32 protein-coding genes are annotated in these 23,874 nt (G+C 63.0%); 13 read left to right on the top strand and 19 right to left on the bottom strand.

Translation table 11 applies throughout. The annotated features are described in order from the left end of the window. Window positions 1-25: 25 nt before the first annotated feature. The 7 genes from AC0C6X_RS22665 (at window position 26) to AC0C6X_RS22635 (ending at window position 4,996) form a co-directional block, all read left to right on the top strand. Window positions 26-745, top strand: coding sequence for an ABC transporter permease (locus AC0C6X_RS22665; protein WP_472955262.1), 720 nt, complete (start codon window positions 26-28; stop codon window positions 743-745). Beyond that, on the top strand, window positions 745-1,467 hold the full coding sequence (locus AC0C6X_RS22660; protein WP_173516862.1) for an ABC transporter permease: 723 nt from the start codon (window positions 745-747) through the stop codon (window positions 1,465-1,467). The genes AC0C6X_RS22665 and AC0C6X_RS22660 overlap by 1 nt, the downstream gene beginning before the upstream one ends. A 2-nt stretch (window positions 1,468-1,469) precedes the next feature. Further along, window positions 1,470-2,246 carry an ABC transporter ATP-binding protein gene (locus AC0C6X_RS22655; RefSeq protein ID WP_247960260.1) on the top strand — a complete coding sequence of 259 codons (777 nt, stop codon included), beginning with the start codon at window positions 1,470-1,472 and terminating at the stop codon, window positions 2,244-2,246. Window positions 2,247-2,316: 70 nt separating this feature from the next. Then, window positions 2,317-3,174 carry a transporter substrate-binding domain-containing protein gene (locus AC0C6X_RS22650; RefSeq protein WP_173516861.1) on the top strand — a complete coding sequence of 286 codons (858 nt, stop codon included), beginning with the start codon at window positions 2,317-2,319 and terminating at the stop codon, window positions 3,172-3,174. Window positions 3,175-3,284: 110 nt separating this feature from the next. Further along, entirely contained in the window at window positions 3,285-3,623 is a 339-nt protein-coding gene (locus tag AC0C6X_RS22645; protein ID WP_173516860.1) for an ArsR/SmtB family transcription factor, read from the top strand. Between the two features lie 61 nt (window positions 3,624-3,684). Next, window positions 3,685-4,152: an SRPBCC family protein gene (locus AC0C6X_RS22640; protein WP_173516859.1), complete on the top strand. Its 468-nt coding sequence runs from the start codon at window positions 3,685-3,687 to the stop codon at window positions 4,150-4,152. A gap of 373 nt (window positions 4,153-4,525) precedes the next feature. Continuing rightward, the gene (locus AC0C6X_RS22635; protein WP_247960140.1) at window positions 4,526-4,996 is read left to right on the top strand and encodes a BA14K family protein; all 471 of its coding nucleotides are present in this window, start codon (window positions 4,526-4,528) and stop codon (window positions 4,994-4,996) included. Between the two features lie 318 nt (window positions 4,997-5,314). Here the strand turns inward: AC0C6X_RS22635 and AC0C6X_RS22630 are convergent, their stop codons facing one another. The 14 genes from AC0C6X_RS22630 to AC0C6X_RS22565 all read right to left on the bottom strand — a co-directional run bounded on the left by AC0C6X_RS22630 (window position 5,315) and on the right by AC0C6X_RS22565 (window position 15,775). After that, on the bottom strand, window positions 5,315-5,626 hold the full coding sequence (locus tag AC0C6X_RS22630; protein WP_173516858.1) for a hypothetical protein: 312 nt from the start codon (window positions 5,624-5,626) through the stop codon (window positions 5,315-5,317). Window positions 5,627-6,005: 379 nt separating this feature from the next. After that, window positions 6,006-8,078, bottom strand: coding sequence for an ASKHA domain-containing protein (locus tag AC0C6X_RS22625; protein ID WP_472955260.1), 2,073 nt, complete (start codon window positions 8,076-8,078; stop codon window positions 6,006-6,008). Window positions 8,079-8,240: 162 nt separating this feature from the next. After that, on the bottom strand, window positions 8,241-8,579 hold the full coding sequence (locus AC0C6X_RS22620) for a hypothetical protein (protein WP_247960138.1): 339 nt from the start codon (window positions 8,577-8,579) through the stop codon (window positions 8,241-8,243). Window positions 8,580-8,626: 47 nt separating this feature from the next. Next, window positions 8,627-8,935, bottom strand: a complete 309-nt coding sequence (locus tag AC0C6X_RS22615; protein WP_247960137.1) for a hypothetical protein — start codon at window positions 8,933-8,935, stop codon at window positions 8,627-8,629. Between the two features lie 41 nt (window positions 8,936-8,976). After that, window positions 8,977-9,942 (bottom strand): methyltetrahydrofolate cobalamin methyltransferase, encoded by a 966-nt coding sequence (locus AC0C6X_RS22610; RefSeq protein WP_173516854.1) that lies wholly within the window; start codon window positions 9,940-9,942, stop codon window positions 8,977-8,979. A 99-nt stretch (window positions 9,943-10,041) separates the two neighbouring features. Continuing rightward, window positions 10,042-11,133, bottom strand: a complete 1,092-nt coding sequence (locus AC0C6X_RS22605; protein ID WP_173516853.1) for a methylenetetrahydrofolate reductase — start codon at window positions 11,131-11,133, stop codon at window positions 10,042-10,044. Continuing rightward, a complete protein-coding gene (locus AC0C6X_RS22600; RefSeq protein ID WP_247960136.1) occupies window positions 11,130-11,732 on the bottom strand; it encodes a methylenetetrahydrofolate reductase C-terminal domain-containing protein in 603 nt (200 codons plus the stop codon). The genes AC0C6X_RS22605 and AC0C6X_RS22600 overlap by 4 nt, the downstream gene beginning before the upstream one ends. Beyond that, window positions 11,725-12,027 (bottom strand): virulence factor, encoded by a 303-nt coding sequence (locus AC0C6X_RS22595; protein WP_173516851.1) that lies wholly within the window; start codon window positions 12,025-12,027, stop codon window positions 11,725-11,727. The genes AC0C6X_RS22600 and AC0C6X_RS22595 overlap by 8 nt, the downstream gene beginning before the upstream one ends. A 341-nt stretch (window positions 12,028-12,368) precedes the next feature. After that, complete coding sequence (locus tag AC0C6X_RS22590) at window positions 12,369-13,172, bottom strand: formyl transferase (RefSeq protein ID WP_472955258.1); 804 nt, start codon at window positions 13,170-13,172, stop codon at window positions 12,369-12,371. 149 nt (window positions 13,173-13,321) lie between these two features. Then, complete coding sequence (locus AC0C6X_RS22585) at window positions 13,322-13,501, bottom strand: hypothetical protein (RefSeq protein ID WP_173516849.1); 180 nt, start codon at window positions 13,499-13,501, stop codon at window positions 13,322-13,324. Window positions 13,502-13,935: 434 nt separating this feature from the next. Then, a complete protein-coding gene (locus AC0C6X_RS22580) occupies window positions 13,936-14,709 on the bottom strand; it encodes a pyrroline-5-carboxylate reductase (RefSeq protein WP_173516848.1) in 774 nt (257 codons plus the stop codon). 290 nt (window positions 14,710-14,999) lie between these two features. Next, complete coding sequence (locus AC0C6X_RS22575) at window positions 15,000-15,257, bottom strand: DUF1488 family protein (protein ID WP_247960133.1); 258 nt, start codon at window positions 15,255-15,257, stop codon at window positions 15,000-15,002. Window positions 15,258-15,304: 47 nt separating this feature from the next. After that, window positions 15,305-15,427, bottom strand: coding sequence for a hypothetical protein (locus tag AC0C6X_RS22570; RefSeq protein ID WP_034788190.1), 123 nt, complete (start codon window positions 15,425-15,427; stop codon window positions 15,305-15,307). A gap of 42 nt (window positions 15,428-15,469) precedes the next feature. Beyond that, entirely contained in the window at window positions 15,470-15,775 is a 306-nt protein-coding gene (locus AC0C6X_RS22565; RefSeq protein ID WP_247960132.1) for a hypothetical protein, read from the bottom strand. Window positions 15,776-16,192: 417 nt separating this feature from the next. On the opposite strand from AC0C6X_RS22565, the gene AC0C6X_RS22560 reads away from it, so the two are divergent. From AC0C6X_RS22560 to AC0C6X_RS22550, 3 genes are read left to right on the top strand one after another with little or no spacing between them, the layout of a single operon-like run. Next, window positions 16,193-16,366 carry a hypothetical protein gene (locus tag AC0C6X_RS22560; RefSeq protein ID WP_173516845.1) on the top strand — a complete coding sequence of 58 codons (174 nt, stop codon included), beginning with the start codon at window positions 16,193-16,195 and terminating at the stop codon, window positions 16,364-16,366. A gap of 43 nt (window positions 16,367-16,409) precedes the next feature. Further along, window positions 16,410-16,568, top strand: coding sequence for a hypothetical protein (locus AC0C6X_RS22555; protein ID WP_247960131.1), 159 nt, complete (start codon window positions 16,410-16,412; stop codon window positions 16,566-16,568). 3 nt (window positions 16,569-16,571) lie between these two features. Beyond that, entirely contained in the window at window positions 16,572-16,793 is a 222-nt protein-coding gene (locus AC0C6X_RS22550; RefSeq protein ID WP_472955253.1) for a hypothetical protein, read from the top strand. A gap of 116 nt (window positions 16,794-16,909) precedes the next feature. On the opposite strand, the gene AC0C6X_RS22545 is transcribed toward AC0C6X_RS22550, so the two are convergent. From AC0C6X_RS22545 to AC0C6X_RS22530, 4 genes are all read right to left on the bottom strand, one after another. Next, complete coding sequence (locus AC0C6X_RS22545; RefSeq protein ID WP_247960130.1) at window positions 16,910-17,185, bottom strand: metal/formaldehyde-sensitive transcriptional repressor; 276 nt, start codon at window positions 17,183-17,185, stop codon at window positions 16,910-16,912. 27 nt (window positions 17,186-17,212) lie between these two features. Further along, entirely contained in the window at window positions 17,213-18,205 is a 993-nt protein-coding gene (gene dmeF, locus AC0C6X_RS22540) for a CDF family Co(II)/Ni(II) efflux transporter DmeF (RefSeq protein WP_173516841.1), read from the bottom strand. A gap of 233 nt (window positions 18,206-18,438) precedes the next feature. Then, window positions 18,439-19,032, bottom strand: coding sequence for a hypothetical protein (locus tag AC0C6X_RS22535; protein WP_472955251.1), 594 nt, complete (start codon window positions 19,030-19,032; stop codon window positions 18,439-18,441). Between the two features lie 215 nt (window positions 19,033-19,247). Beyond that, a complete protein-coding gene (locus tag AC0C6X_RS22530) occupies window positions 19,248-19,868 on the bottom strand; it encodes a DUF1638 domain-containing protein (RefSeq protein ID WP_472955250.1) in 621 nt (206 codons plus the stop codon). Window positions 19,869-19,950: 82 nt separating this feature from the next. Between AC0C6X_RS22530 and AC0C6X_RS22525 the strand changes: the two genes are divergently transcribed. After that, the gene (locus tag AC0C6X_RS22525) at window positions 19,951-20,064 is read left to right on the top strand and encodes an entericidin domain-containing protein (RefSeq protein WP_246304415.1); all 114 of its coding nucleotides are present in this window, start codon (window positions 19,951-19,953) and stop codon (window positions 20,062-20,064) included. A gap of 109 nt (window positions 20,065-20,173) precedes the next feature. Here AC0C6X_RS22525 and AC0C6X_RS22520 read toward each other — a convergent pair whose 3' ends face one another. Beyond that, complete coding sequence (locus AC0C6X_RS22520) at window positions 20,174-20,872, bottom strand: corrinoid protein (protein WP_173516837.1); 699 nt, start codon at window positions 20,870-20,872, stop codon at window positions 20,174-20,176. Window positions 20,873-21,207: 335 nt separating this feature from the next. On the opposite strand from AC0C6X_RS22520, the gene AC0C6X_RS22515 reads away from it, so the two are divergent. Next, window positions 21,208-22,782, top strand: a complete 1,575-nt coding sequence (locus AC0C6X_RS22515; protein ID WP_173516836.1) for a trimethylamine methyltransferase family protein — start codon at window positions 21,208-21,210, stop codon at window positions 22,780-22,782. A gap of 107 nt (window positions 22,783-22,889) precedes the next feature. After that, window positions 22,890-23,594 (top strand): ferredoxin, encoded by a 705-nt coding sequence (locus tag AC0C6X_RS22510; RefSeq protein WP_472955247.1) that lies wholly within the window; start codon window positions 22,890-22,892, stop codon window positions 23,592-23,594. Window positions 23,595-23,874 lie beyond the last annotated feature (280 nt).

The following is a 23,874-nucleotide window of genomic DNA, read 5'->3' as shown; positions in this document are numbered from 1 at the left end:
TCGACAAGCGAAGGGAGGCGCTGCGATGACTGAGCCCGGTTTCCTTGACATCATCAGCTTCGGGCGGGACGGCTGGGGGCCGGCGCTGGCCGCCGGCGCGTGGATGACGATCCTGATCGCGATCGCCGGTTTTGCGATCGGCGGCGTCATCGGCGTCTTCGGCGCCTGGGCGAAGATCTCCGGCGGTCCGGTCGTCCGCGGCTGCGCGGAGGCCTATACCACCGTCCTTCGCGGCATTCCCGACCTCTTGGTGATCTATCTCTTCTATTTCGGCGGCAGCGCCGTGGTGACGGCGGTCGGCCAGTTCTTCGGCCAGGAGGGCTTCGTCAGCTTTCCGGGCTTCCTTGCCGGCGCACTAGCCGTCGGCATCACCTCCGGTGCCCAGCAGACCGAGGTCTATCGCGGCGCCTTCCGCGCCGTGCATCCGGGCGAGCTGGAGGCGGCAACCGCCTGTGGCATGGGACGGCTCCTCAAATTCCGCCGCATCACCGCGCCGCTGACGCTGCGCCATGCGCTGCCGGGCCTCGGTAACGTCTGGCAGGTGGTGCTGAAGGAATCGGCGCTGGTCTCGGTCACCGGTGTCGTCGAACTCTTGCGCCAGGCGCAGATCGGTGCCGGGTCGACCAGCCGCCCGTTCGATTTCTTCTTCATCGCAGCAATGATCTATCTCGCCATTTCCACCGTCTCGGGCCTGGTTCTCCAGGTCACCGAACGACGGTTCTCGCGCGGCGTCAGGAGGGGCTGATGGACATCCAGTTCGCTCTCGAAACCTTCTGGAGCCTGCTTTCGGCCCTGCCGCTGACGCTGAAGCTCGCGGCGACGTCAATTGCGCTTGGCTCAGTGCTGGCCCTTGGACTGGCGCTTGCGCGTCTCTCCGGCAATCTCGCGCTCGATCTCTTTGCCCGAGCCTATGTGTTCCTGTTTCGCGGAACGCCACTGCTCGTGCAGATCTTCCTGATCTATTACGGCCTCAGCCAGTTTCCGGCGGTGCGTCACAGCATCTTCTGGCCGCTGCTGCGGGAACCCTACTGGTGCGCGGTGCTGGCGCTGATGCTGAACACGGCCGCCTATGCCAGCGAGATCATCCGCGGCGGGCTGCTTTCCGTGCCGCACGGCCAGGTCGAGGCGGCACGGGCCTGCGGCATGGGGCGTTTCATGATCTTCCGCCGCATCGTCATGCCGCAGGCGCTTCGCCAGGCACTGCCCGGCTACGGCAACGAGATGATCTCCATGGTCAAGGCGACCTCTCTCGCCTCGATCATCACGCTGATGGAGATCACGGGCGTTGCCGCCAAGATCATTTCGGAGAGCTACCGGGTGATCGAGGTCTTCGTCGTCGCAGGCGTCATCTATCTCGCCATAAACTTCGCGCTGACCCGGCTCGTCGCCTTCGCCGAACACCGGCTGAACCCGCAACTGCGCCCGCCGCTGCCGATCTCCGCCGAACTCAAGGGAGAAGCCCATTGAACATGTCCGCCGCCGTCACCGCACCGGTCGCCATCCGCGTGCACGACCTTCACAAGAGCTTCGGTCCCGTCGAGGTCCTGAAAGGCGTGTCGCTCGACGCGCGCGAGGGGGAAGTGATTTCCATCCTCGGATCCTCCGGCTCCGGCAAGTCGACGCTGCTTCGCTGCATCAACATGCTGGAAGTGCCGAATTCGGGCACGATCGAGGTCGCCGGCGAGGCGATCCGGCTGAAGACGCTGAGTGACGGTCGCAGTCGCCCGGCCGACCAGAAGCAGGTGGATCGCATCCGCTCCGAACTCGGCATGGTGTTCCAGAGCTTCAATCTCTGGTCCCACAAGACGGTGCTTGAAAACGTCATCGAGGCGCCGGTGCATGTGCTGAAGCGACCCCGGGCGGAAGCGATCGAGGAGGCGGAAGCGCTGCTTGCCAAGGTCGGCATCGCCGACAAGCGCAATCACTATCCCTCGCACCTCTCCGGCGGCCAGCAGCAGCGCGCCGCGATCGCCCGCGCGCTCGCCATGCGCCCGAAGGCGATGCTCTTCGACGAGCCGACTTCGGCGCTGGACCCGGAGCTGGTCGGCGAGGTGCTGCGTGTCATGCGCGGGCTCGCGGAGGAGGGGCGGACCATGCTGGTCGTCACCCACGAGATGGGCTTTGCCCGCGACGTCTCGAGCCGCGTCGTGTTCGTGCACAAGGGAACGATCGAGGAGGAGGGCCCGCCGGACGAGGTCTTCACCCGCTCCAGGTCCGAGCGGTTCCGCCAGTTCATCAAGAGTTGAAGTCTGCCGTCAACGGCAGGCGGGCTCCGACAATCAAAGCAATCAACATCCACAAAAGGGGAATGCTGTAATGAAGAAAACGACCGCAATCATCGCTTCGGCGCTTGCCGTGGCCGCGGGACTGATGTCCATGCCGGCGAAGGCCGAGGACAAGAAGTGGACGAAGGTGACGATCGCCACCGAAGGTGCTTTTCCGCCCTATAACCTCACCAAGGCCGATGGCACGCTCGACGGTTACGAGATAGAGCTCAGCAAGTATCTCTGCGATCACATGAAGGTCGAGTGCACCATCATCGCTCAGTCCTTCGACGGTCTGATCCCGGCGCTCAACGCCGGCAAGTTCGATGCGATCATGGCCGGCATGTCGGCGACGGAGAAGCGCAAGGAAGTCATCGACTTCTCGATGTCCTACGGCAGCACCGGCCAGGCATTCGCGACGCTGAAGGGCGGCGAGCTCGAAACCCTGCCGATGAAGGGCGAACTCTTCTCGCTCGCCTCCAACGAGGCGGGCGCCCGCAAGGCGGTCGACGAGTTGAAGCCGCTCGTCGAAGGCAAGACCATCGGCGTCCAGACAGCCTCGATCGCTGCCCGTTTCATCGACGAATATCTGAAGGACGTCGTCGAGGTGCGTGAATACAAGACGACCGAGCAGCACGACCTCGATCTCGTCGCCGGCCGCGTCGATTTCGTCATGGCATCGATGGGCTATCTGAAGACCGCGGTCGAAAAGCCGGCCAACAGCGACATGGTCATCGTCGGCCCTCGCTTCCAAGGCGGCTTCCTCGGCGCCGGCAGCTCCGTCGGGCTGCGCAAGAGCGATCCCGAGTTGAAGGCGCTGTTCGACGACGCCATCGCCGCGGCGAAGGCCGACGGCACCATCAAGCGCCTCTCCGAAAAGTGGTTCGGCTTCGACCTGACGCCGCAATAGGGCCTGCCCCCACCCTCGGATCCGGGCGCCGCGCATTCCGCCGAATGCGCGGCGCTTTCCCGTTGGGGGCATCGAGCTTGACTTTCATAAGTCTGCCCTTATGATAAGCCATGACTTATGAAGGAAAAGTACTGGCTGCGCTGGCGGATCCGACGCGAAGGGCGATCTTCGAGAAGCTTGCCAAAGGGCGCTCCTCCGTCGCCGACGTCGCCCGCTCCTTGCCGGTCTCGCAGCCGGCGATTTCTCAGCATCTGAAGGTGCTGAAGGAGGCGGGGCTGGTCAGCGACGAGCCGCTGGGCCAAAGGCGCATCTATTCGATCGATCCGGCGGGGCTCGGCCCGCTTCGGCAATGGCTGGATCGTTTCTGGGAAGATCAGCTTGCCGCCTTCAAGGTGCTGGCCGACAGCGACGAGGCTTCGGGAGCAGGGCCGAGGAAACCGGAACGATAGGGGCGGAAGCGATATGGTCGGCGCACATCCGCTGACATCGTGAGCAATGGGAGGAAAGCACATGCATAGGATCGAGCCGGCGCCGGTGGTGAAATCCGTAACCGTCGGCGCGCCGCCGGAGCGCGCCTTCGAGATCTTCACGGCGCGCATGGGCGACTGGTGGCTGAAGACCCATAGCCTGACGGCGAGCGGCCAGAAAACGGTCGTCGTCGAGCGTGCCGACGGCGGACGCTGGTACGAGATCGGCACCTCGGGCGAGGTGAAGGAATGGGGGCGGGTGCTCGCTTACGATCCGCCGAAACGCATCCTCTTCGCCTGGCAGCTCAATGCCGATTGGACCTTCGATCCGGATTTCGAGACGGAGGTGGAGGTGACCTTCGAACCGACGGCGGAGGGCGGCACGACCGTGCGGCTCGAACACCGCGACCTCGCCAACTACGGCGCGAAGGCGGAGGTGGCCCGTGCGTCGCTCGATTCCGAAGGCGGCTGGGCAGGGCTGCTCGGAGCCTTTGCGGCGAAGGCGGCTTGAGGCTCCGGCCGATTGGTTTTGGCGCCGCCCCGATGCGATTCGCGACTGAACTTGTTTCGGACACAATCGCTCCCTATATAGCCGCCATCGGCATTGCTGATGAGCGCTGAGTTTCTCGCCGCTCGCAATTGCCGCGTCGCTTTAGACTTTTGACCACGGATGTACTGGCACTGGTGTAAGAGCGATGATGAGGAAGGTCGGTGCGGTTTCGCCCCGGCCTTTTTTGTTGAGCCCACTACGCAATGACAGATCGTCATCTGGCCATGCGCTTCCGCCGCTTTAACGCTCGACGCTGTGCCAAGCCGCGCACGTTCATCTGAGGTTCATGGCGGATTTCGGAAAATGGCCCGACGAAAAACAGTTGGATGATATCATGAAAAGAATAGGTGCAGTCCTCGTAGCCGCCGCTACGGCACTGTCGGCGGTCTCGGCTGAGGCCGTGCCCATGTCTCCCGTTTCGGTGGGGCAGTCCGCTTCCAAGCCGGTCGAGCTGGTCCACCACAAGCCCGGTCATTACGGCGGCCCGCCGCACAAGCGCGGCTACAACGGCTATCGCTACGATGCAGGTCCTCGATACGGCTATTACAATGGCTACCAGGGTTACCGTTACCGTCGCGACGGATACCGTCGGCACAGTGACGGCTGGTGGTATCCCCTGGCCGCATTCGGGGCAGGCGTAGTCATCGGTGGCGCTATCGCGTCGCCACCCCGCAGGGTCTATTCCAACGCGCCGTCAGCGCATGTCGAATGGTGCTACGACCGCTATCGTTCATACAGAGCCTACGACAACACTTTCCAGCCGCATTATGGGCCACGCCAGGAATGCGTGTCGCCGTATTATTGAGCCGCACGCCCGATTGACGGCGGCCCACAGCGCCGCGCATCTTATGAGACGCGCAAAGGTCGCTGTAGAACTTTGATTTGCGGCATGTCTTTGTCCTTAAATCGAGGTCGAGGAGACATGCAGTACGTTCGAAGCCTTGACGGCCGTCGACGCGGCACTGGGACCGCCTTCATCCGCCGTCACCGCCCCCTTGGCAGTGACGGCGGTTCAAAAGTTTCGGGAAGGCATGGACATTGGTGGGCGCCGTCCGCTGACGCGGATCAATCCGACGGCATGCTCCCACGAGGAGCGGGGGCCGAAGAGCGTTGCGGCGAGCCGCTACTTCGTCGGCGTCGGCCGCACCAGCGTGACCACGCGCGGCTTCGAGGGCGCATCCAGCCATTCGATCCACTTGTCCCGTTCCTCGATAGTGTCGAAGAACCGCCAGAGCTTGTAATCTTCCTCGGTGGTCTGCAGCATCTCGCCGATCGAGACGAGTTCCATCGGCAGCTCCACCTCGTTGCCGTCGAAGCGGATGAAATAGATACCTTCGGCGGCGGGACGAATGACCTGCCCGGTGCCGTAGGTGCCATCGGGATCGTCGACGGTGAAGTACATGCCGGTCAGAGTGTCGAAAATTTTGTCGCTCATGGGTCTTGGGTGCCAGTTCAAAAGATGCGGTTCATCAGACCGTCGCTTGCTGCCGGAATTAAGGCAAGCTGAAATCTCCAGTATCCACGTCTGCTGAAGGGTATGCGGCCCATACGTCGGCCCCTCATCCCGCTGCCGCGACCTTCTCCCCGCAGGCGGGGAGAAGGGGCGTGCCGTGCCCGCCCGTATCTTTCTTATCCGTTTGTGATGACCGCCATCTCGATAGTTGCAGTCGTTATGGCAAGCGTGCTGCGGTCTCGTTCCCTCTCCCCGCCTGCGGGGACAGGGTTAGTCCTCGGGTTGAACCCGAGGAGAGGGGCAGATTCTCGATGTCATCCCATGAGGCAAAAAAGCGACTGCGTCCCGAACGGTGCCGGTCCTACTCCCGGCTCCGCCGCCGCCGTCTGCCGCCGCCGTCACCTTCATCGCTGCTCACCTTGCGCTCCGGCAAAGTTACCACCGTCGAAAGCTTCGGGAAGGCGTCGACCTTGTTCGGCAGTGCCATGGCGTTGACGAAATGCTCCTGAAATTTCGATTCAAGCGCCGTCTCTATCTTCTCGATTCTGCTGACAGTTTGCTCGATCTCGCGGCGGTGGCCGCGGTTGAGGAGCGCCATCAGCGCACCGGTGCCGGCGGCGTTGCCGACGGCCTTTACTTCGTCGAGGTCGCAGTCCGGGATGAGGCCCAGCACCATCGCGTATTTCGGGTCGATGAAGGAGCCGAAGGCGCCGGCGAAGCGGATGGTGTCGACATGGTCGACGCCCTGCTTTTCCATGAGCAGCTTGATGCCGGCGTAAAGCGCGGCCTTGGCGAGCTGGATCGCGCGGATGTCGTTCTGGGTCACGGTGATGCGTTGTTCGCCGTCATGCAGCAGGTAGGAGAAGGTGCGGCCGTTCGGGATGATGCGCGGGCTTCTTGCAGCCATGGCGCCATCGACGACGCCGTCCTGCGAGATGATGCCGGAGAGATACATCTCGGCGACGATCTCGATGATCGCCGAGCCGCAGATGCCGGTGACGCCGACACTGGCGGCAGCCTCGGCAAAGCCTTCCTCGTCCGACCACTTGTCGACGCCGATCACGCGGAAGCGCGGCTCCAGCGTTACGGGGTCGATGCGCACGCGCTCGATCGCGCCCGGCGCGGCGCGCTGGCCGGAGGAGATTTCCGCACCTTCGAAGGCGGGGCCCGTGGGCGAGGAGGCAGCGACGACGCGGTTCCTGTTGCCGAGCACGATTTCGGCATTGGTGCCGACATCGACGAGCAGCATCATCTTGTCCTGGCGGTAGGGGCCTTCCGAGAGCGTGGCGCCGGCTGCATCGGCGCCGACATGGCCGGCGATGCAGGGCAGCATATAGAGCCGGGCGCCGCGGTTGACGTCGATCTCGAGCTCATGCGCCCAGTATTGCAACGCGCCGGAGACGGCGAGCGCGAAGGGCGCCTGGCCGAGTTCCGTCGGATCGATGCCGAGGAACAGGTGGTGCATGATCGGGTTGGCGACGAAGACCATGTCGAGAATGTCGTGACGGTCGACCTCGCCTTCGGCGCAGACCTTGCCGATGAGGCCGTTGACCGCCTCGCGCACGGCCTTGGTCATCGCCTCGCGCCCATCCGGGTTCATCATCACATAGGAGACGCGGCTCATCAGGTCTTCGCCGAAGCGGATCTGCGGGTTGGAAGCGCCCGAGGAGGCGGCGATGCGGCCCGAAAGCAGCGACACAAGATGCATGGCGATCGTCGTCGAGCCGATGTCGCAGGCCACGCCATAGGCCTCGTTCTTCAGGCCCGGCCAGAGGCCGACGATGAAGGGGCGGGAGGAGTCCATGTCGCGGTGGATGGCGGCGGTGACGGCCCAGTTGCCCTTGCGCAGGATGGTCTGCACCTGCGGGATCAGGTGCGGCGCGATCAGGAGATCCTTCCAGCCCCAGTCCTTCTCCAGCATCACCTTCAGCCGGTCGAGGTCGCCGAGCGGCTTGTGCATGTCGGGCTCGTCCACCTCGACATAGCAGAGCTGGACGGCGGCATTGCGCTCGATCACCCGGTCGGTGGCGGCCTTGCGCACAACCTGGGCGTTGATGACGGTGTCCTGCGGCACGTCGACGACGAGATCGCCGAGGATCTGGGCGGAGCAGGAGAGGCGGCGGCCCTCCGGCAGGCCGCGGATCTTCTCGTAACGCTCTTCCTTGGCGCCCTTTTCCGAAATGTGTTCGAGAGAGGAGACGATCTTGTGCTTGGCGAAGTTGCCTTCCTGCACCTCGATCTGACAGCGGCCGCAGGTGGCGCGCCCACCACAGACGCTTTCGACATAGACGCCGAGCTTGCGCGCGGCATCGAGAACCGGCGTACCAACCGGGAAGCGGCCGCGCTTGCCCGAAGGCATGAACAGCACCAGAGGTTCCTTTTGCGCGGCTTCGGTCATGTTGGTCTCGATCTCGGAAGTGCCTTCGATGCGCATGCTTTAAGATCTTTCGTCAGGTCCGCTTCATTTGAGGAGCGAAGCACGGGTAAACGGTTTCAGACTGCACCGGAACGCAGCCCGATAGTTGTCCAATCCCGACATGGAAAGATCTGCAAGCATCATTTCGGCAGAGGTGCGTTTTGCGGGTACAGCGAAGGATCAGATATTTTTGCGCGACAGACGCCGAGCGTTGCTGCGCACCCGCTTGCCATAGGGCCTCAGCGCCGCGGATGCAATCGCCGTTCCGTGGCCGGAGGCCGTGCCGCCGGTCATCAGCCGCATCGTGTTGTCGAAGGCGGCTCTCCAGAGCGCGAGGTTGACGGCGACGACACTCTCGGCCGTGGCGGCGATCTTTTCGGAGACCATGCGGTGAAGCTCGGCCACGTCATGCGACTTGCCTGATAGCGCGGCGATATGCATCTCCTGCAGCCGAAGAGCGATCACGAAGGGGGCATCGAACCAGAGCGTGGCGGCATCGAGGCGAAGGCGGCGTGTCATGGTGATCTCCACTTTGCGTTGGCAGATGGATGGACCGACGCCCGTTGCTACGGCGCTCCGGCAAGTTTCGCGACTGCGATCGACCAGGCGAAAGCGGCCGCCATTGAGCTACAGGCTACCCAGGAGAAGGTCTTGTAGACCCGCCCCTGGGGGTCGAGTTTTCCTATGCCGCACGCCAGGGCCAGGATCGCAAAAACTGCGACGGAGACCGACATGACAGGTATGAAGGAAGTGTTGATGGCAACGGTAAACCTGTCGAACTCGGCCGCATCGTCAAGGATGAGATTTCTAGTGACAAAGATCACGAGCGCAAAGATGAGAAAATAGCGCAGAGCATAAGCATAACCATATCCCATACCCTTATCCTACTATCCCTTCAGATTGGCCCGACGGCGGCCTATTCGCGCGCGCCGCCGGCGCCTGCACGGGCCGCACGGCCGCCACGGCGGCCGCCGCCACCGCCAGCCGGAGCGGCTGCAGCAACGACGTGGCCGCCTTCGGCGGGCTTGTGGTCGCGGTAGGTCATGATCCAGTTGGTGCAGTTCGGGTCGGTGCCGTTCAAGACGTTTGCGGCGCGCACGGCTTCCATTTCCTGCGGGCGGCAGGGGTTCATGATCGCCGAGGTCATGCCGGCGCCGATGACCATCGGGATGAAGCCGGCATTGATGCCGTGGCGGTGCGGCAGGCCGAAGGAGATGTTGGAGAGGCCGCAGGTGGTGTTGACCTTCAGCTCTTCGCGCAGGCGCCGGAGCAGCGCGAAGACCTGCTGGCCGGCGGTGCCCATGGCGCCGATCGGCATGACCAGCGGGTCGACGACGATGTCATGCGGCTTGATGCCGTAGTCGGCGGCGCGCTCGACGATCTTCTTGGCGACGGCGAAACGCACGTCCGGGTCCTCGGAAATGCCGGTTTCGTCGTTGGAGATCGCGACGACCGGCACGTCGTACTTCTTGCAGAGCGGCAGGATCGCCTCGAGCTTCTCTTCCTCGCCGGTGACGGAGTTGACGAGCGGACGACCCTTGGCGACACGCAGGCCCGCTTCGATCGCGGCGGTGACGGAACTGTCGATCGACAGCGGCACGTCGACGAGACCCTGGACGATTTCCAGCGTCTTGACCAGCAGCGGCGGCTCGGTCTCGTTCGGGTTGACCGCGGTGACGCCGGCATTGACGTCGAGCATCGTGGCACCCGCGGCGACCTGCTCCAGCGCATCCTTGATGACGGTGTCGAAGTTGCCCTCGATCATCTCGGCGGCGAGCTTCTTGCGGCCGGTCGGGTTGATGCGTTCGCCGATGACGCAGAACGGCTGATCGAAGCCGATGATGATCTCGCGGGTGGCGGAAGCGACGATGGTGCGGGTCATGCAGGGTCCTTTGTCTTAAAAGCGTCGGGCTATGTAATCATGCCCTTGAAATCGATGATAGGCGCCGAATGGCCGGCGCCGGTTTTGTCTGCAATCTGGTCAGTGCGGATGATGGGCCGCGGCTTCGGCCATCTGCTGCTGGTTTTCTTCCTTGCCCTCGCGGATCTGTTCCAGGCGCTCGGCAACCAGCGCGTCGGCCGGCAGCGTCTCGCGCTTCCAGGGCTTGCGGCCCTTCAGCACGCCCGATTCATGCACGATCTCCGCGACATATTCTTCCTGGCGGTAGGCCATCACGTGGATGCCGGAGACGCCTTCGATCTCCTTCACCTCGTTGATGATGTCGATGCAGAGCTGCTTGCCTTCCTTCTTCTGGTCCTGCGCGCCTTCGAGGCGGGTGATCACGCTGTCCGGAATATGGATGCCCGGCACGTTGGAGCGGATCCAGCGGGCGGTCTTGGCCGACGCCATCGGCCCGACGCCAACGAGAATGAAGCATTTTTCGTGCAGGCCGAGGTCGCGTACCTTCTTCATGTATTCACGGAACATCGGCACGTCGAAGCAATACTGGCTCTGGACGAACTGGGCGCCGGCCTCGATCTTCTTGGCCAGGCGATAGGGGCGGAAGTCGTAGGGCGGGGCGAAGGGGTTGATCGCGGCCCCCAGGAACACGTGCGGCGGCGTCGTCAGCTTGCGGCCCGAGAGGAACTTCGAGTTGTCGCGCATGATGCGCACGGTTTCGAGCAGCGACATGCAGTCGAGGTCGAAGACGGGCTTGGCGCCCGGCTGGTCGCCCGCCTGTACGCCGTCGCCGGTGAGGCACATGATGTTCTGCACGCCCATGGCGGATGCGCCGAGCACGTCGCCCTGGATGGCGATGCGGTTCTTGTCGCGGCAGGCGATCTGCATGATCGGCGCGTAGCCCATGCGGGTCAAAAGCGCGCAGATGCCGACGGAGGACATGTGGCAGTTGGCGCCGGAGGCGTCGACCGCGTTGATGCCGTCGACCCAGCCGTCGAAGATCGCCGCGCGCTCGTAGACGTCCTGCGGGTTGGCGCTGTCGGGCGGGTTGAGCTCGGCGGTGACGGCGAATTCGCCGCGGCGCAGCACGCGCTCGAGACGGCCGCGCGAGGAATGGCCGGGCAAGGGATCCAGCGGCGCGCCGGGATCATGGGGATTGATGTCGGGGCTCATGCCTGGCCTTCCTTTGATGCCGCTTCACGGCGCGCTGCGGCTTCTGCCGTCACGCGCAGCCAGGACGAGGTTTCGCGCAGCGACTGGTTGACCGGCTTCTGCACATTCATGATCGCGTTGCCCTTCACCATGTTCTGCGAGCCCTTCCAGGCCTGCACCCAAACGCAGGGCATGTCCGGCTCGACCTCGCAATTGCCGTTGGCGCGAACGCCGCCGCAGGGGCCGTTGCGCAGCTGCTTCGGACAGTTCATCGGGCAGGACATGCCAGTCGAAGACAGCGCGCACTGGCCGCACATGCGACAGTCGAACAGGAAGCCCTTCACGTGGCGCTCGACGAAAGTCACGGGACGCTCGACCCGGCCGTAGCCGATGGCGTTCCACAGCGGGTGAAGCAGCAGGAACAGGTCGGCGAAGCGGTTGTAGAACCATTCGAGGAAACGGGAGTGCCGCACCGCCCAGAGGCGGACCGTATATTTGTGGCGCGAGCGGCGGCTCGGCGAGACGCCTTGGGGGGTGTAGGCGCCGGTCGCGGCCTTGGCGGCGGGCGCGGCATTGCCCTTCATGATCTTCGGCTCGCCCGTGGGCTTGGCGTCAGCCATTGTCCCGGCCTCCGGCTTTGACGAGCGCGACGAGGCGCTCGCGGTCATAGGCGGCTTCGAGCTCGGCAACGGCGCTGTCGGCCTCGGCGTCGAGATCGTCGGAGACCGGCACCGGATCGGCCTTGCGCCACTCGGCGAGATAGTCGTCGGTTTCGGCAGCGCCGGTGCGCATGGCACACATGTCGATCGCTTCGGTGAAGCGCAGCGAGAGCTCGCGCTTCGCCGTCGTGCGGCCCTTCTTGATGATGACCTGGGCCGGAATGTCGCGCCAGTAGACGATAATGCGATCTGCCATCGGGTGTCGTTCTCCTCCCCCTGCATGTTTCCTTTGATCGGAGCCGATTAAAGATCAAAACCATGCAGCACTCTAAAGCGCTACAGCGACCTTTGTGCGTCTGATGAGACGCGCGGCGCTGTAGGTGCGACAATGCGCATGTACAGGCTTCCGGGCTCATCTCGCCACGACGTCGGATATGTCCAAAAACGACGCTGACGCAGAAGCCATATCAGACGCCTTGGGAGCGATCCGCAAGTGCTGCTTGACGCTTGGCAAGGCGACCTCCGCGATCAGGGCGGATTGTCCGCAGTTTCAGGCTTTTAGGTCGCAGCCGGCCGACAGGATCGCAGGGATTCCGCCTACCAGATGCGACGCGTCAGGCCATTCCACACCCAGGTCCAGATCGGCGGGTGAAACCATTGCCGTGACGGACCTGCGACATCGACGGTTCTCAGGTTTCCGGCAAGCGCATCCTCGATGGCGGCAATCGCGATACCGGTGGAGGCGGCGGTCTGCAGCAGCGGATAGGTGTGCATCGTATCTTCAGGCGCCGGTTTCTGGCGCGACTGATAGAGCACGCCGCCGGTATCGACGCCCGCATCGACCAGATGCACGGTGGCGCCGAAATTCCCCGCGTCGCCGTTGACCAGCGCCCAGTAGCCGCCCATCAACCCGCGATAGGCGGGGTTGATGCCGGCGTGGAAATTGATCACCGGGCAGGGGATCGCCGCAAGCGTTGCGGCCTTCAGCATGCGGCAACTGATGAGGAAGACGACATCCGGTTCGAGCGCGCGAAGCTGCCGGACGGCTTCGGCGTCGTTGATCGAGGCGACGGGTTTGACCGGGATCGACGGATCGGGCGTGCCCGAGACCTTATAGGTGGCGATGATCTCTTCCGCCCGTTTGCGGGTGAAACGCTTGCCGAAGCGCGAGGCGATCATGGTGGCAAGCTGCCCGAGCGCGGTCATCCAGCCGAGCTTGCGGGCGCGTCGGCGCAGGAACAGGCCCTTCGATTCCGGCTGTTCCCCGATGACGGTGACATCGGCAAAGCGCGCAGCCAGCGCATTGATCATGATCCACGGATTTTCGCCACCCGCCGTCACCACGACGATGCGGCCCGCACGTTTGCCCGCGGCTTGATCCTGGCTGGCGATTTCGGTCATGGCGGCCCCGCGGATGACTACAGCGCCGCGCGTTCTGTCAGACGCGCAAAAGGTCGCTGTAGCACTTTGAAGTGCTGCATGTTTTTGTCCTTTAATCGGCTACGATTAAAGGAACATGCAGTAGAGCCACAGATATGAAGGCTTGCCCGTTACCGCCGGCTTAACTGGTTCCAGTACCACTCGGCCACACCGCCGCCGAGCACGACCAGAGCCACGGACTCGACCATCTTTATGTCGTCGGTCAGCTTACAGACCTCGCCGATCAGTAGCGCCAGGATGAGGCCGCCGGCGCATCCAAGCGCGTAAGGCAGGTATTCGAGGAATTTCACCGGTTTCCTCCACGTGGATGCAAAGAGGGGCAGCTTCGGTCTCAAAACCGGCCCCGCGGTTGCGCGCGAGCAATGTACAAGTTAGCGCAGAATCGCAATCGAGGAAGAGCTGATTTTTCCGCCTGTGCCGCGTGATCGGTGAGGGCCTGTTGGTCGGGCCTTTGCGCATTTCAACGACGGCGAGGAGATTGCCCCTCTCCTCGGGTTTAACCCGAGGACTAACCCTCTCCCCGCAGGCGCGGAGAGGGGACGTGGGCAGATCTAAGCGTTGTCAGGTGGAGTTGCTGGGATTGGGGAGGCGAGGGCGAAGCGCCTGGAAATCGAGGACGGCTGTTGTCGAGACAAGCGGACGCAACCAGTCTCCTCCTCCCCGTCATGCCGGGGAGAAGGTCGCGGCAGCGGGATGAGGGGGCTTGTTCCGCTGCACCATAGCCTCACGACGCCGCGGTAATTCGCCGGTGAATACCCCCGAGACTTTCCGCGAACCGCTCGAACGTCCCGTGCTCCGTCAGTTCGCGCAACACCTGCTCGTTGATGCCGCCGCGGGTCGCATAGTCGGCGGCCAAGTGTGCGAAGCTGGCATCCGGCGTCGCCGCCGGCGCCTGGCCCAGAGCCCCAAACAGGGAGGCGACATAGTCGCGGCCCTTCGCGTCTTCGACGCCGTGGTCCTTCAGCCAGCTATGGATCGTTTCGAGATATTTGAAGTAGCTGGCATAGGTGGCGGTCGCGACGCTCAGCGCATCGAATTCGCTCTCGCTCGCAACCTCGATCGCCTTGCCGAGCCTGCCGAAGAACGCGGCGATTTCCGGGTCCGGCGGAAAGATGATCGTCGGCCCCTGGCGGATCGCGATCATCGGCATCGGCAGGGCCTTGGTCACCCGCTTCACCGGACCGACCATCGCGGCGATCTCGTCGCAGGAAAAGGTGGCAATCAGGCTGAGGACGTGATGATCCGGCCGAAAGCGCAAGCCAGGCAGCACGTCGCGGGCGATCTGCGGCCGGACGCCGAGCATCACCATGTCTGAGGCGTCGAGCACGGCCTGATTGTTGGCGGCAACGGTCACGCCAGGAAAGCGGGCAGCCAGGCCGGCTGCGATCTCTTCGTTGCGCGGTGAGAGGATGACGGTGGTGGTGTCGCGGGGAAGCGTCTTGAGGCCGGTGACGATCGCCGAGGAGAGTGCGCCGGTGCCGATGAATCCGAGTTTCATGAAAATTCTGTCGCCTGGTGATTTCAGCCGATCCGTGAAACTGCCGGGGTTGGCATGCACGGGTACGGGTTTGTGGTTCGGGGAATAATAATACCAAAGGCGCCGGCGACAAGCGATCGCGACAGCGTCGCCCATGGGATAAGGAGGCATTTCAACAGTGCCGTTGAGGTCGCCACGCCCTGTCGTCTGCTGCGGGGAGAAGGGACGTGGACGGGGTGATATTGCAGAGCAGGGCGGCGATCCTGCGAGACCAAGGGGGGCGAGCGCGTGCGGCGCGTTTTGGCCGAGATCTAGCGAAAATCAGCGGCCGTGAGGACATAGATCGTCCGGTGCCCCTTGGCATAGGCTGCCGTCGCGACCTCGTGGATTGTGTTGCGCGCGGCGTCGAATGCCAGCAGGCAGGCTGCCTCGGTCGTCCGGGTGCCAGCGGAGAGGGCCGCCGCCTCGACATAGAAGGGCACTTCGAACATGCCGTCGTGGCCAAGGAAACGGACGGCGTTCCTCGCTCCATCGAAGCTTCGGCATGGGTTTGGGAAGGTCAGTGGCATGGTCGTGATCCTTTTGGCCGCAAGCCAGGCCGGCCAGCGGCGGGCCGTCACAAGATCCGCCCGAAGAGGATCGTCGTCACGACGACAGCGACCGCCAGCGAAAGGGCGATCCAGGCAAGCAGGCCGCGGTAGTCGAAGAGATAGATCTGAGCCGGTATGTGGTACTTCATGATCGCCTCCTGCGGCTAACCTGTTGGAAGGATGGTTTGGATCTAAAGGGCGTGTCTGGTCTTGAAGGCCCGTTCGGCCAGCGCCATTCCGTGATCGTCGGCACGGATCAGTTCGAGATCGCCTTCATCGGTCACGCGCTCATGGCATTCGCCGCTGCTGCGAATGCGGTACTGGAGTGCATTGTCGCGGATCGGCAGCGTTGCGGTAATGCGGTAGGCTTCTCCGCTGATCGACTCTCTTGTCAGCGCCCTCTTGGAGCGAACAAGCTGGCCGACGTGGAAGCGGTGCACCGGCGACTGGTCGCGGGGGCCGCGGATGATGCGTTTCGTAAAAGAGAGAGTGTTCATGGCGGTCTCGGTCCTTCTGGGCTGCGGGCAGACACGGTCGGTCGGGCAGGCGCGATGGGCCGGTTATCGACCGATCAATCAAGGTTCGGGGACCAATAGGCGTCTCGAGGCGAGACGTGCTTCGAGGAGAAGCATGGATCAAGCACTGGATCCGAAGCTTGCCTGTCGTTCGAAAATTTAGGAGATAGGTGCGGTTCGAATTTCTGATACCGCGAAAGCCACATCGGCCAAATTTACTTGGATATACTATTGCGCGCCGATTGAGTTTCAATTGAGGCGCGTGTGGCTTCCGGCGCAGATTTAAAGTGTTTTTGGCGTGCCGCTGGTGTTTCTCCCGAGTTTCTCGTTGCCCGCGCGATAAAACTCAGGTGCCAATTGCGGATGTGTTAAGCTCGTCGTTTCGAACTGGAGACTGTCATGTCCGAGCCGAACAAACTTTACCAGAGCGACATCATCACCCTGCACAAGGCGCCGCTGATCGGCACGCTCTGCCTGGAATGCGACGATGGCCCGATCGAGGTCGCCCTGAACCGAACGGCTGCCGAGGCCCTGCAGAAGGCGATTGTGCGCTTCCTTTCCGAGGCCGCGTGACTCTCCCGGCCACGATGGCCCCATTCGACGAAGGAGAGGCGCGATGTCCTCCCGTTTGGTCTTCTCACTGTTTCTGGTCGCCCTGTCGGTTGTTCTCGTCTGGGCCTTCAGGCCACCTCAGGGCAATGCGGGTGGTCGCCCCGCCATGCCGCATGTGGTTGAGCAAGGGCAGGTGGTGAACCCCGATTGTGGGCTGGGCTGAACCATGGCCACTCTCAGATATGGCCTCAAGGTCGAAGCCAACAATGTCTGGGCGGTGATCGATGTCTTCACCGGGCAAACGGTTGTTCTTGGCGGTTGCCTGATGTCGAACCTGCCGCGCGATGAAGCGGACGATCTTCTTGATCTTCTCAATCTCAAGGACGGCATCCGCAGGGGCACGATCAAGGTTCCGCGCCGGCCGCCGGAAGATGAAGACAAGGGCTAGATTGTTCGGACTGGACATCCGCGATGGTTGGCTCAACCGGACAGGGTAGCCCTCTCGCCATGCCGCCTGGTTCCTGGCGGCGAGGGTGGCCTCGACAAAGTGCGCGGCAGGCGACGCTATTTCATGTAGGCGCGCACCACGTCGACCAGCTCTGCCGCCGCTTCGTCGCGATCCTTCTGCGACAGGTCGGCCGCGGCCAGATGCATGTGGATGTGGTCTTCGACGACTTCCGCCATCAGCCCGTTGACCGCACCGCGGATGCCGGCAATCACCTGCATGACCTCGGTGCAGCCCTTTTCCTCTTCCAGCATCCGTTCGACCGCCTCCATCTGGCCCCGCAGCCGCCGGACCCGGTTGATGAGCTTCTGCTTTTCACGGATGGTATGGGTCATCGGATACTCCGGTTTCGGGCGCCGTCACTACGCGGCCCGTGGTTCCACCTCCACCGTCACATGCGACAAATCGTGAATGGCGGCAAGCTTCTCGCGATAATAGGAGGGCGCGCGCGGGTTATCGGCGACAATCGAGACGATGGCGCCGTGGTGGCCCGGCCCGAGCTGCCAGACGTGCAGATCGACGATCTCGGCATCCTCCTTCGCGACGATCTCTCCGATTTCCTCCGGCAGGTCTTCGCCTTCGGGGATGTAGTCCAGCAAGGTTGCGCCGGTGTCGCGGATGAGACCGAAGGACCAGCGGGCAATGATGATGGCGCCGACGATGCCCATCGCGGGATCGAGCCACAGCCAGCCGTAGATCGCGCCCAGGCCGAGAGCGGCAATCGCGAGAACCGAGGTCAGGGCGTCGGCAAGCACGTGCAGATAGGCGGCGCGCAGGTTTCGATCCTGTCCGCCATGGTGTCCATGGTGATGCCCGTGGCGATCGTGGTGGTGATGGCTGTGATCGTCCTTCAGCAGCCAGGCGCAGATGAGGTTGACGATGAGGCCGGCGACGGCGACGAGAGTCGCTTCGCTGAAATCGATCGTGACCGGAGCGTTGAGGCGACGAAGGCTTTCCCAGCCGATCAGCAGCGCGATGAGCGCGAGGACGATGGCACTCGAAAAACCAGCGAGCTCGCCGAGCTTTCCGGTGCCGAAGGTGAAGCGGCGATTGTTCGAGTGCTTGCGGGCATAGAGATAGGCGAGGGCTGCGATCAGCATTGCCGCCGCATGGGTCGACATGTGCCAGCCGTCGGCAACGAGCGCCATCGACCCGAAGACCTGACCGGCCGCGATCTCGATCACCATCATCGTCGCGGTGACGGCGATGACGATCCAGGTCCGCCGCTCGTTGCGCTCGTGATTGCCACCGAGGAAGACATGGTCATGGCGCGCGGCGAGCACGCGCGCCTCGTCGTGCGAATGCGCGTGGTGACTGTGATGGTGGCGATGATGATCGTGCTGGTGGTTGCTCATGCCGATGTCTCCGATATGATATAGGGGGGTACCCTATTTTAAGCCTGGCGTAAAGCGCTCGTTTTCTCTACCGTTCCTCGGCGCTCGTCGTCGGCGAGGAGAGTGTGCCGGCACTTTTGGAGCCGTGGCCGGCTCTAGCGGGATGCGCTCACATGCATTCCGCAGCCGCTCTAACCCTTTGTTTTTGCCGCACTTGTGCGACGTCAGGTGTTTCCACCTGACTGCCAAATGCTCTAGCCGGCTCCGCCGAGAGCGATGGCCGAACCGGTAAACGGCAGGACCCGCTTGTAGCCCATGGGCGTCGGCTCGATCTGCGTGGCGGCGGACGTGCCGAATTGCGTGATGCCCGCGCCAAGATACGCCGCCAGATCGTGGCGACGCCGGCCGAAATCGAACGAAGCGCTTGCGATCAGGCGGGCCGAAAACACATTGGTGCCAAACAAGGCTGCCGACGTCCCGCCAATGGTGTCCGAGAGCGTGGTGCCGACCACAAGGCTGGTCCGCCGGAATGTCGCGATGCATTCGCCTTCTGCGAACGAGGCGGGGTCGTCGAAAGTTCCTCGCGGCTTGCGCTGCAGGTAGACGGAGAACTCGCCGACGGGGTCGAGCCCGAGAGACAGCGCGCCGTTTGCCATCCCCTGCGCCTTGAAGGGCTTGGCCGCGAAGGTGAAATGCGCCGTCGTTTCGCCCGGTTCACCGTCGAAGATCTCGGCATCAGGAAAAGGCAGGTGCAGGAAATAACCATAGTCGGCCAGCGTACCGTCGTTCGCCTCGTAGAAGCGACCCGTGGCATACCAGGCGAGTTCGGCAGGAAGCAGTGCACTCATGGCGGGCAGTCCTGTGGTCAGCGGTAAGTTGCAGCCAGTACGTTGTGCAGCTTTCTCACCGGGGCGGGAAGGGTCCGCCGCGGCCCGCGTGCCGCTGGAAGGCGCTATTCAGCCGATAGCGTAAACACGCGCCGGCATGGTCGGTGAATATTGGTTCTCTTTGCTACACGGTGCGCCATGGAATGACACGGCGCAGGTGATCGCGCACCTTCGCCTCACGCCCTCAGAAGTGACGTCGCGAGATCCCCATAGCCGGTGAAGCGGTACTCGTATTCGAGCCCCAGATAATCGGCGGCCTTCTTCGCCTTTTCCTGCAGGGCCGGATCCTCCTGCTGCGAGAGATAGACCAGCTTGCGGTAATGGCCGAAATACATGTCCCTCAGCTCCGGATGGCGGTTGAGGCCGAGTGGTTCGATGACGAAGGCCTCGAATTGGCGGGCGAGGAAGTCGGTCAGGAAGAAGGCGGTGATGTCGTCATCCCAGCGGCGGGCGAAATCCTCGTTGCCGACGAAGAAGGAATAGCAGTGCGGGCCGGGGATGCGCTCGACCTTTTCCTCCTCGCATAACCGGTCGAGATGGCCGCCGGTGCCGCAATCGGCGTAGGCGATGAAAATGCGCTCGAAGCCTTCGGCGCGCGCCTTGGCGATCGCCTCACGAATGCCCGGCGTGATCTTTTCCGGCGTGTTGTGCCAGATGGCCGGCAGACAGTTGAGATCGATATGAGAAAGACCGTTCGCCTCGCAGATCGCCAGGATTTCGCGCGCGATGGCGCCACAACCGATCACGTGAACTTTTTTCGGTTGTGCGGGTTCTATCGGACGCGATATTTTTTCCATCTTGATTCCACTTGGCTATGCGGGAAGGAACCTGACCATGAAAGTAAAAAATCTCGCCATCGTCGGCGCCGTTCTCGTTGCCATGGCAACGCTGAGCGCTTGCGGCAACACCATCCGCGGCATCGGCAGGGACACCGCAAATGTGGTCAACGCGACGCAGGACGCCGGCCGCAGCGTGGCGAAGGCCGCCAACTAAAGGGTGCCCGTCACCTGACGGCGCGCCGTCGACGCGTCATTACATATAAGAAAGCCGGCCGCAGATTTCACTTCTGCGGCCGGCTTTTTCATTTCGGATCGCCCGAAGCTCAGCTGGCCGCCAGGCGGTTGTGCTTGCGCTTCATGAAGTCCTTGGCGGTTTCGACGGCGATCGCCGCGTCGCGGCAATAGGCGTCGGCGCCGACGGCCTTGCCGAATTCCTCGTTCAGCGGCGCGCCGCCGACGAGAACGACGTAGTCGTCGCGCATGCCCTTTTCCTTCATCGTGTCGATCACGACCTTCATATAGGGCATGGTGGTGGTCAGCAGCGCCGACATGCCGAGAATATCCGGCTGCTCGCGCTCGATCGCTTCGAGGTAGTTCTCGACCGGGTTGTTGATGCCGAGGTCGACGACATCGAAGCCGGCGCCTTCCATCATCATGCCGACGAGGTTCTTGCCAATGTCGTGAATGTCGCCCTTGACGGTGCCGATCACCATCTTGCCGAGCTTCGGCGCGCCGGTTTCGGCGAGAAGCGGCCGCAGGATCGTCATGCCGGCCTTCATCGCGTTGGCCGACAGCAGCACTTCGGGCACGAACAGGATGCCGTCGCGGAAGTCGATACCGACGATGCGCATGCCTTCGACCAGTGCCTGGGTCAGGACGTCATAAGGCGTCCAGCCGCGTTCGAGCAGGATGCGGGTCCCGTCCTCGATTTCCTCCTTCAGACCGTCATAGAGGTCGTCATGCATCTGCTGCACGAGTTCTTCGTCGGAAAGGTCCTCGAGAATGATTTCATCGTCTGCCATATTGGGGTTCCTCGGTTCCTGGCACGGCCGCGCGAAAATTTCGGGCGCGTCCACCAATCCATAGCGTTCGATTTCTAAAAATCTGTTTTCGAAAGCGACGTCGCATATGACAAAAAGCGACGGGAGAGCAGCTTCTTTTGACGCCTGCATATTCTTAACAAAAACAATATATTCGCGCCACGCGGTTTTTGGCGTCGTGGGATCGCTTCTCGGTAGTGTTCGAGTTGCGCCACTCCTTGGCGCATTGAGACCCGCAAGGACCCCGATGCTTGGTAGCATTAGGGCCAATCCATGCTTGAAGGCGCAAGAAGTGATGCGCGGGAGAGGAAAAGCGAATGAGCGACGTAACAGATCAGGGCGCGGGTGAAGGCGGCGGCCGCCGCGCGCGTGGCGAGGGACGGGGAGCGGCAGCGCGGCGTGCGTCGCGCACCGGCGGCGGTCCGGGGCCGTCTCTGCCCTATATCCAGCGCAAGATTCGCGAATACGAGGTCCTCGACGAGGAAGGCCTGCAGCTCATCGAGCGCAATGCCGACACGATCCTGGAGGAAATCGGTATCGAGTTCCGCGACGACGCCGAGGCGCTCGAACTGTGGAAAGAAGCCGGCGCCGATGTGCGCGGCCAGCGCGTTCATTTCCCCAAGGGGCTCTGCCGCGAACTGTTGAAGACCGCGCCCTCGGAATTCACCTGGCACGCCCGCAACCCTGAACGCAGCGCCCAGGTCGGCGGCAAGGCGACGATCTTCGCGCCGGTCTACGGCCCACCCTTCGTGCGCGACCTCGATGGTGTCAGGCGCTATGCGACGATCGAGGATTTCCGCAATTTCGTGAAGCTCGCCTATATGGCGCCGTCGGTGCATTCGTCCGGCGGCACGGTCTGCGAGCCGGTCGATATCCCGGTGAACAAGCGCCACCTCGATATGGTCTACAGCCATATCAAATATTCCGACAAACCCTTCATGGGCTCGGTGACGGCGCCGGAGCGGGCGGAAGACACGATCGCCATGGCAAAGATCGTCTTCGGCGACGACTTCGTTGAAAACAACTGCGTCACGCTGAACCTCATCAACGCCAACTCGCCGATGGTCTTCGACGAGACCATGGTGGGGGCGCTGAAGGTCTATGCCCGCCACAACCAGGCCTGCGTGCTTTCGCCCTTCATCCTCTCCGGCGCCATGAGCCCGGTGACGGTTGCCGGCACGCTGACGCAGATCCTCGCCGAAGTTCTCGCCGGCGCCTCGTTCACCCAGCTCATCCGCAAGGGTGCGCCGGTGCTCTTCGGCACTTTTGCCGCCTCGATCTCGATGCAGTCGGGTGCGCCGACCTTCGGCACGCCGGAGCCGTCGCTCGTCTCCTACGGCGCGGCCCAGCTCGCCCGTCGCCTGAAGCTTCCCTTCCGTACCGGCGGCTCGCTCTGCGGCTCCAAGGTTCCGGATGCGCAGGCAGCGCACGAATCGGCCAATACGCTGAACATGACGCTGCTTGCCGGCACCAATTTCGTGCTGCATGCGGCCGGCTGGCTCGAAGGCGGTCTCGTCTCGTCCTACGAGAAGTTCATGATCGACCAGGACCAGCTCGGCATGATGCAGAAGATGGCCGAAGGCGTGGATCTCTCGGAAAACGCCCAGGCGCTCGACGCGATCCGCGAAGTGGGCCCGGGCAGCCACTATCTCGGCTGCGCCCATACCCAGGCAAACTTCCAGACCGCCTTCTACCGTTCGCCGCTTGCCGACAACAACTCCTTCGAACAGTGGGAAGTGGAAGGCGAAAAGCGCATCGAGCAGCGCGCCAATGCGCTCGCCCGCACCTGGCTAGAACATTACGAGGCGCCTTACCTCGATCCGGAGATCGACGAAAAGCTCAAGGCCTATATCGCGAGCCGCAAGGACTCGATGCCGGACGCCTTCACCTGAAAGGCTCCCGAGCGCGCCAGGGAGCAAGGCGGAGCGGCGCAGGTGGCTGACATGATCCAGAAGGAGGTCTGGCGCCCGCACTACGAACACCAGGGGCCGAAACCGAAATGACGGCGCCTTCCGCGACAGCGGACAAGCTTATCGAGATGGTCCGTGCGGCGCTGGCGCCGCACGGACTTTTTGTGCGTGGAGCGGTGAACTTCTCTTCCGCAGAGGCAGCGCCGCTGCTTTCCGATGGGCGGCGGGCGGCAAGTGTAGTGCTCATTGGCAATATCGGCGGCTCGCTCTGGCCCGCCTTCAGCGCCTGGCGGGACAGCCTGCCGGATCGCGGCGGTGCCGATCCGCTCGATACCTGGTCGAAGGCGGTGATCGGGCCGATTGCCGAAGCGTGCGGGGCGAGCGCCTATTTCCCGTCGGATCCGCCCTGGCAGCCGTTCCAGCAATGGGCGATGCGGGCCGAGGGCCTGAAGGCGTCGCCGCTCGGCATCCTCATCCATCCGCGCTACGGGCTCTGGCACGGCTATCGCGGCGCGCTCGGGCTCGAAATGGCACTGAGCGACACGGGCGAGCGCATGGAGGCGCACCCTTGCGATCGCTGCCTCGAGAAGCCCTGCATCTCGGCCTGTCCGGCAAACGCGCTTGCCGATGAGCGCTTCGATGTCGGCCTCTGTCGCGGCCATCTGCGCAACGAAGCGGGCAGGGCGGGCTGCCTCGCGACAGGCTGTCTCTCGCGTGATGCCTGTCCTGTTGGGGACGCCTATCGCTATCCCTTGGAGCAGCTCCGTTTCCATATGGCGGCGCTCGAGCTTTGAGCGGAAACCATGTGCGGTTTTCAGAGCAATTCCAGGAAAAGTGTGAAACGGTTTTCCGTCCGGAATTGCGTAATTTCAAAAGGCTAGATCCTTTCACTGTTTCCATGAAACAGTGAAAGGACCTAGCCTGCGTCTCGATTTCACGCATGAGACGCGACCGCATTGCCGTCTTTGCCCGCAAAGATGGTGGAAATCTCCAAAATGACTAAAATTGGAGATGTCCTGGAAAGATAATATTATCGAATTTACACCGATCTGGACGGCGTGGCGTTGGAGTCCA

This window comes from Ensifer sp. VA4, assembly GCF_055710065.1.
Note: the sequence above shows the minus strand (reverse complement) of the source record. Positions and strands in the feature narration are given on the sequence as shown.

Bases quoted from the DNA above. Each gene is read 5' to 3' on its own strand.
- AC0C6X_RS22645 (WP_173516860.1), top strand. From the start codon at position 3,285: ATGACTTATGAAGGAAAAGTACTGGCTGCGCTGGCGGATCCGACGCGA.
- AC0C6X_RS22525 (WP_246304415.1), top strand. From the start codon at position 19,951: ATGGCAACGCTGAGCGCTTGCGGCAACACCATCCGCGGCATCGGCAGG.
- AC0C6X_RS22575 (WP_247960133.1), bottom strand. From the start codon at position 15,257: ATGCCACTGACCTTCCCAAACCCATGCCGAAGCTTCGATGGAGCGAGG.
- AC0C6X_RS22550 (WP_472955253.1), top strand. From the start codon at position 16,572: ATGGCCACTCTCAGATATGGCCTCAAGGTCGAAGCCAACAATGTCTGG.
- AC0C6X_RS22640 (WP_173516859.1), top strand. From the start codon at position 3,685: ATGCATAGGATCGAGCCGGCGCCGGTGGTGAAATCCGTAACCGTCGGC.
- AC0C6X_RS22625 (WP_472955260.1), bottom strand. From the start codon at position 8,078: ATGCGCATCGAAGGCACTTCCGAGATCGAGACCAACATGACCGAAGCC.
- AC0C6X_RS22535 (WP_472955251.1), bottom strand. From the start codon at position 19,032: ATGAGTGCACTGCTTCCTGCCGAACTCGCCTGGTATGCCACGGGTCGC.
- AC0C6X_RS22595 (WP_173516851.1), bottom strand. From the start codon at position 12,027: ATGGCAGATCGCATTATCGTCTACTGGCGCGACATTCCGGCCCAGGTC.
- AC0C6X_RS22665 (WP_472955262.1), top strand. From the start codon at position 26: ATGACTGAGCCCGGTTTCCTTGACATCATCAGCTTCGGGCGGGACGGC.
- AC0C6X_RS22600 (WP_247960136.1), bottom strand. From the start codon at position 11,732: ATGGCTGACGCCAAGCCCACGGGCGAGCCGAAGATCATGAAGGGCAAT.
- AC0C6X_RS22635 (WP_247960140.1), top strand. From the start codon at position 4,526: ATGAAAAGAATAGGTGCAGTCCTCGTAGCCGCCGCTACGGCACTGTCG.
- AC0C6X_RS22590 (WP_472955258.1), bottom strand. From the start codon at position 13,172: ATGACCGAAATCGCCAGCCAGGATCAAGCCGCGGGCAAACGTGCGGGC.
- AC0C6X_RS22605 (WP_173516853.1), bottom strand. From the start codon at position 11,133: ATGAGCCCCGACATCAATCCCCATGATCCCGGCGCGCCGCTGGATCCC.
- AC0C6X_RS22615 (WP_247960137.1), bottom strand. From the start codon at position 8,935: ATGGGATATGGTTATGCTTATGCTCTGCGCTATTTTCTCATCTTTGCG.
- AC0C6X_RS22660 (WP_173516862.1), top strand. From the start codon at position 745: ATGGACATCCAGTTCGCTCTCGAAACCTTCTGGAGCCTGCTTTCGGCC.
- AC0C6X_RS22520 (WP_173516837.1), bottom strand. From the start codon at position 20,872: ATGGCAGACGATGAAATCATTCTCGAGGACCTTTCCGACGAAGAACTC.
- AC0C6X_RS22555 (WP_247960131.1), top strand. From the start codon at position 16,410: ATGTCCTCCCGTTTGGTCTTCTCACTGTTTCTGGTCGCCCTGTCGGTT.
- AC0C6X_RS22515 (WP_173516836.1), top strand. From the start codon at position 21,208: ATGAGCGACGTAACAGATCAGGGCGCGGGTGAAGGCGGCGGCCGCCGC.
- AC0C6X_RS22580 (WP_173516848.1), bottom strand. From the start codon at position 14,709: ATGAAACTCGGATTCATCGGCACCGGCGCACTCTCCTCGGCGATCGTC.
- AC0C6X_RS22530 (WP_472955250.1), bottom strand. From the start codon at position 19,868: ATGGAAAAAATATCGCGTCCGATAGAACCCGCACAACCGAAAAAAGTT.
- AC0C6X_RS22560 (WP_173516845.1), top strand. From the start codon at position 16,193: ATGTCCGAGCCGAACAAACTTTACCAGAGCGACATCATCACCCTGCAC.
- AC0C6X_RS22630 (WP_173516858.1), bottom strand. From the start codon at position 5,626: ATGAGCGACAAAATTTTCGACACTCTGACCGGCATGTACTTCACCGTC.
- dmeF (WP_173516841.1), bottom strand. From the start codon at position 18,205: ATGAGCAACCACCAGCACGATCATCATCGCCACCATCACAGTCACCAC.
- AC0C6X_RS22650 (WP_173516861.1), top strand. From the start codon at position 2,317: ATGAAGAAAACGACCGCAATCATCGCTTCGGCGCTTGCCGTGGCCGCG.
- AC0C6X_RS22610 (WP_173516854.1), bottom strand. From the start codon at position 9,942: ATGACCCGCACCATCGTCGCTTCCGCCACCCGCGAGATCATCATCGGC.
- AC0C6X_RS22570 (WP_034788190.1), bottom strand. From the start codon at position 15,427: ATGAAGTACCACATACCGGCTCAGATCTATCTCTTCGACTACCGCGGC.
- AC0C6X_RS22655 (WP_247960260.1), top strand. From the start codon at position 1,470: ATGTCCGCCGCCGTCACCGCACCGGTCGCCATCCGCGTGCACGACCTT.
- AC0C6X_RS22620 (WP_247960138.1), bottom strand. From the start codon at position 8,579: ATGACACGCCGCCTTCGCCTCGATGCCGCCACGCTCTGGTTCGATGCC.
- AC0C6X_RS22510 (WP_472955247.1), top strand. From the start codon at position 22,890: ATGACGGCGCCTTCCGCGACAGCGGACAAGCTTATCGAGATGGTCCGT.
- AC0C6X_RS22545 (WP_247960130.1), bottom strand. From the start codon at position 17,185: ATGACCCATACCATCCGTGAAAAGCAGAAGCTCATCAACCGGGTCCGG.
- AC0C6X_RS22565 (WP_247960132.1), bottom strand. From the start codon at position 15,775: ATGAACACTCTCTCTTTTACGAAACGCATCATCCGCGGCCCCCGCGAC.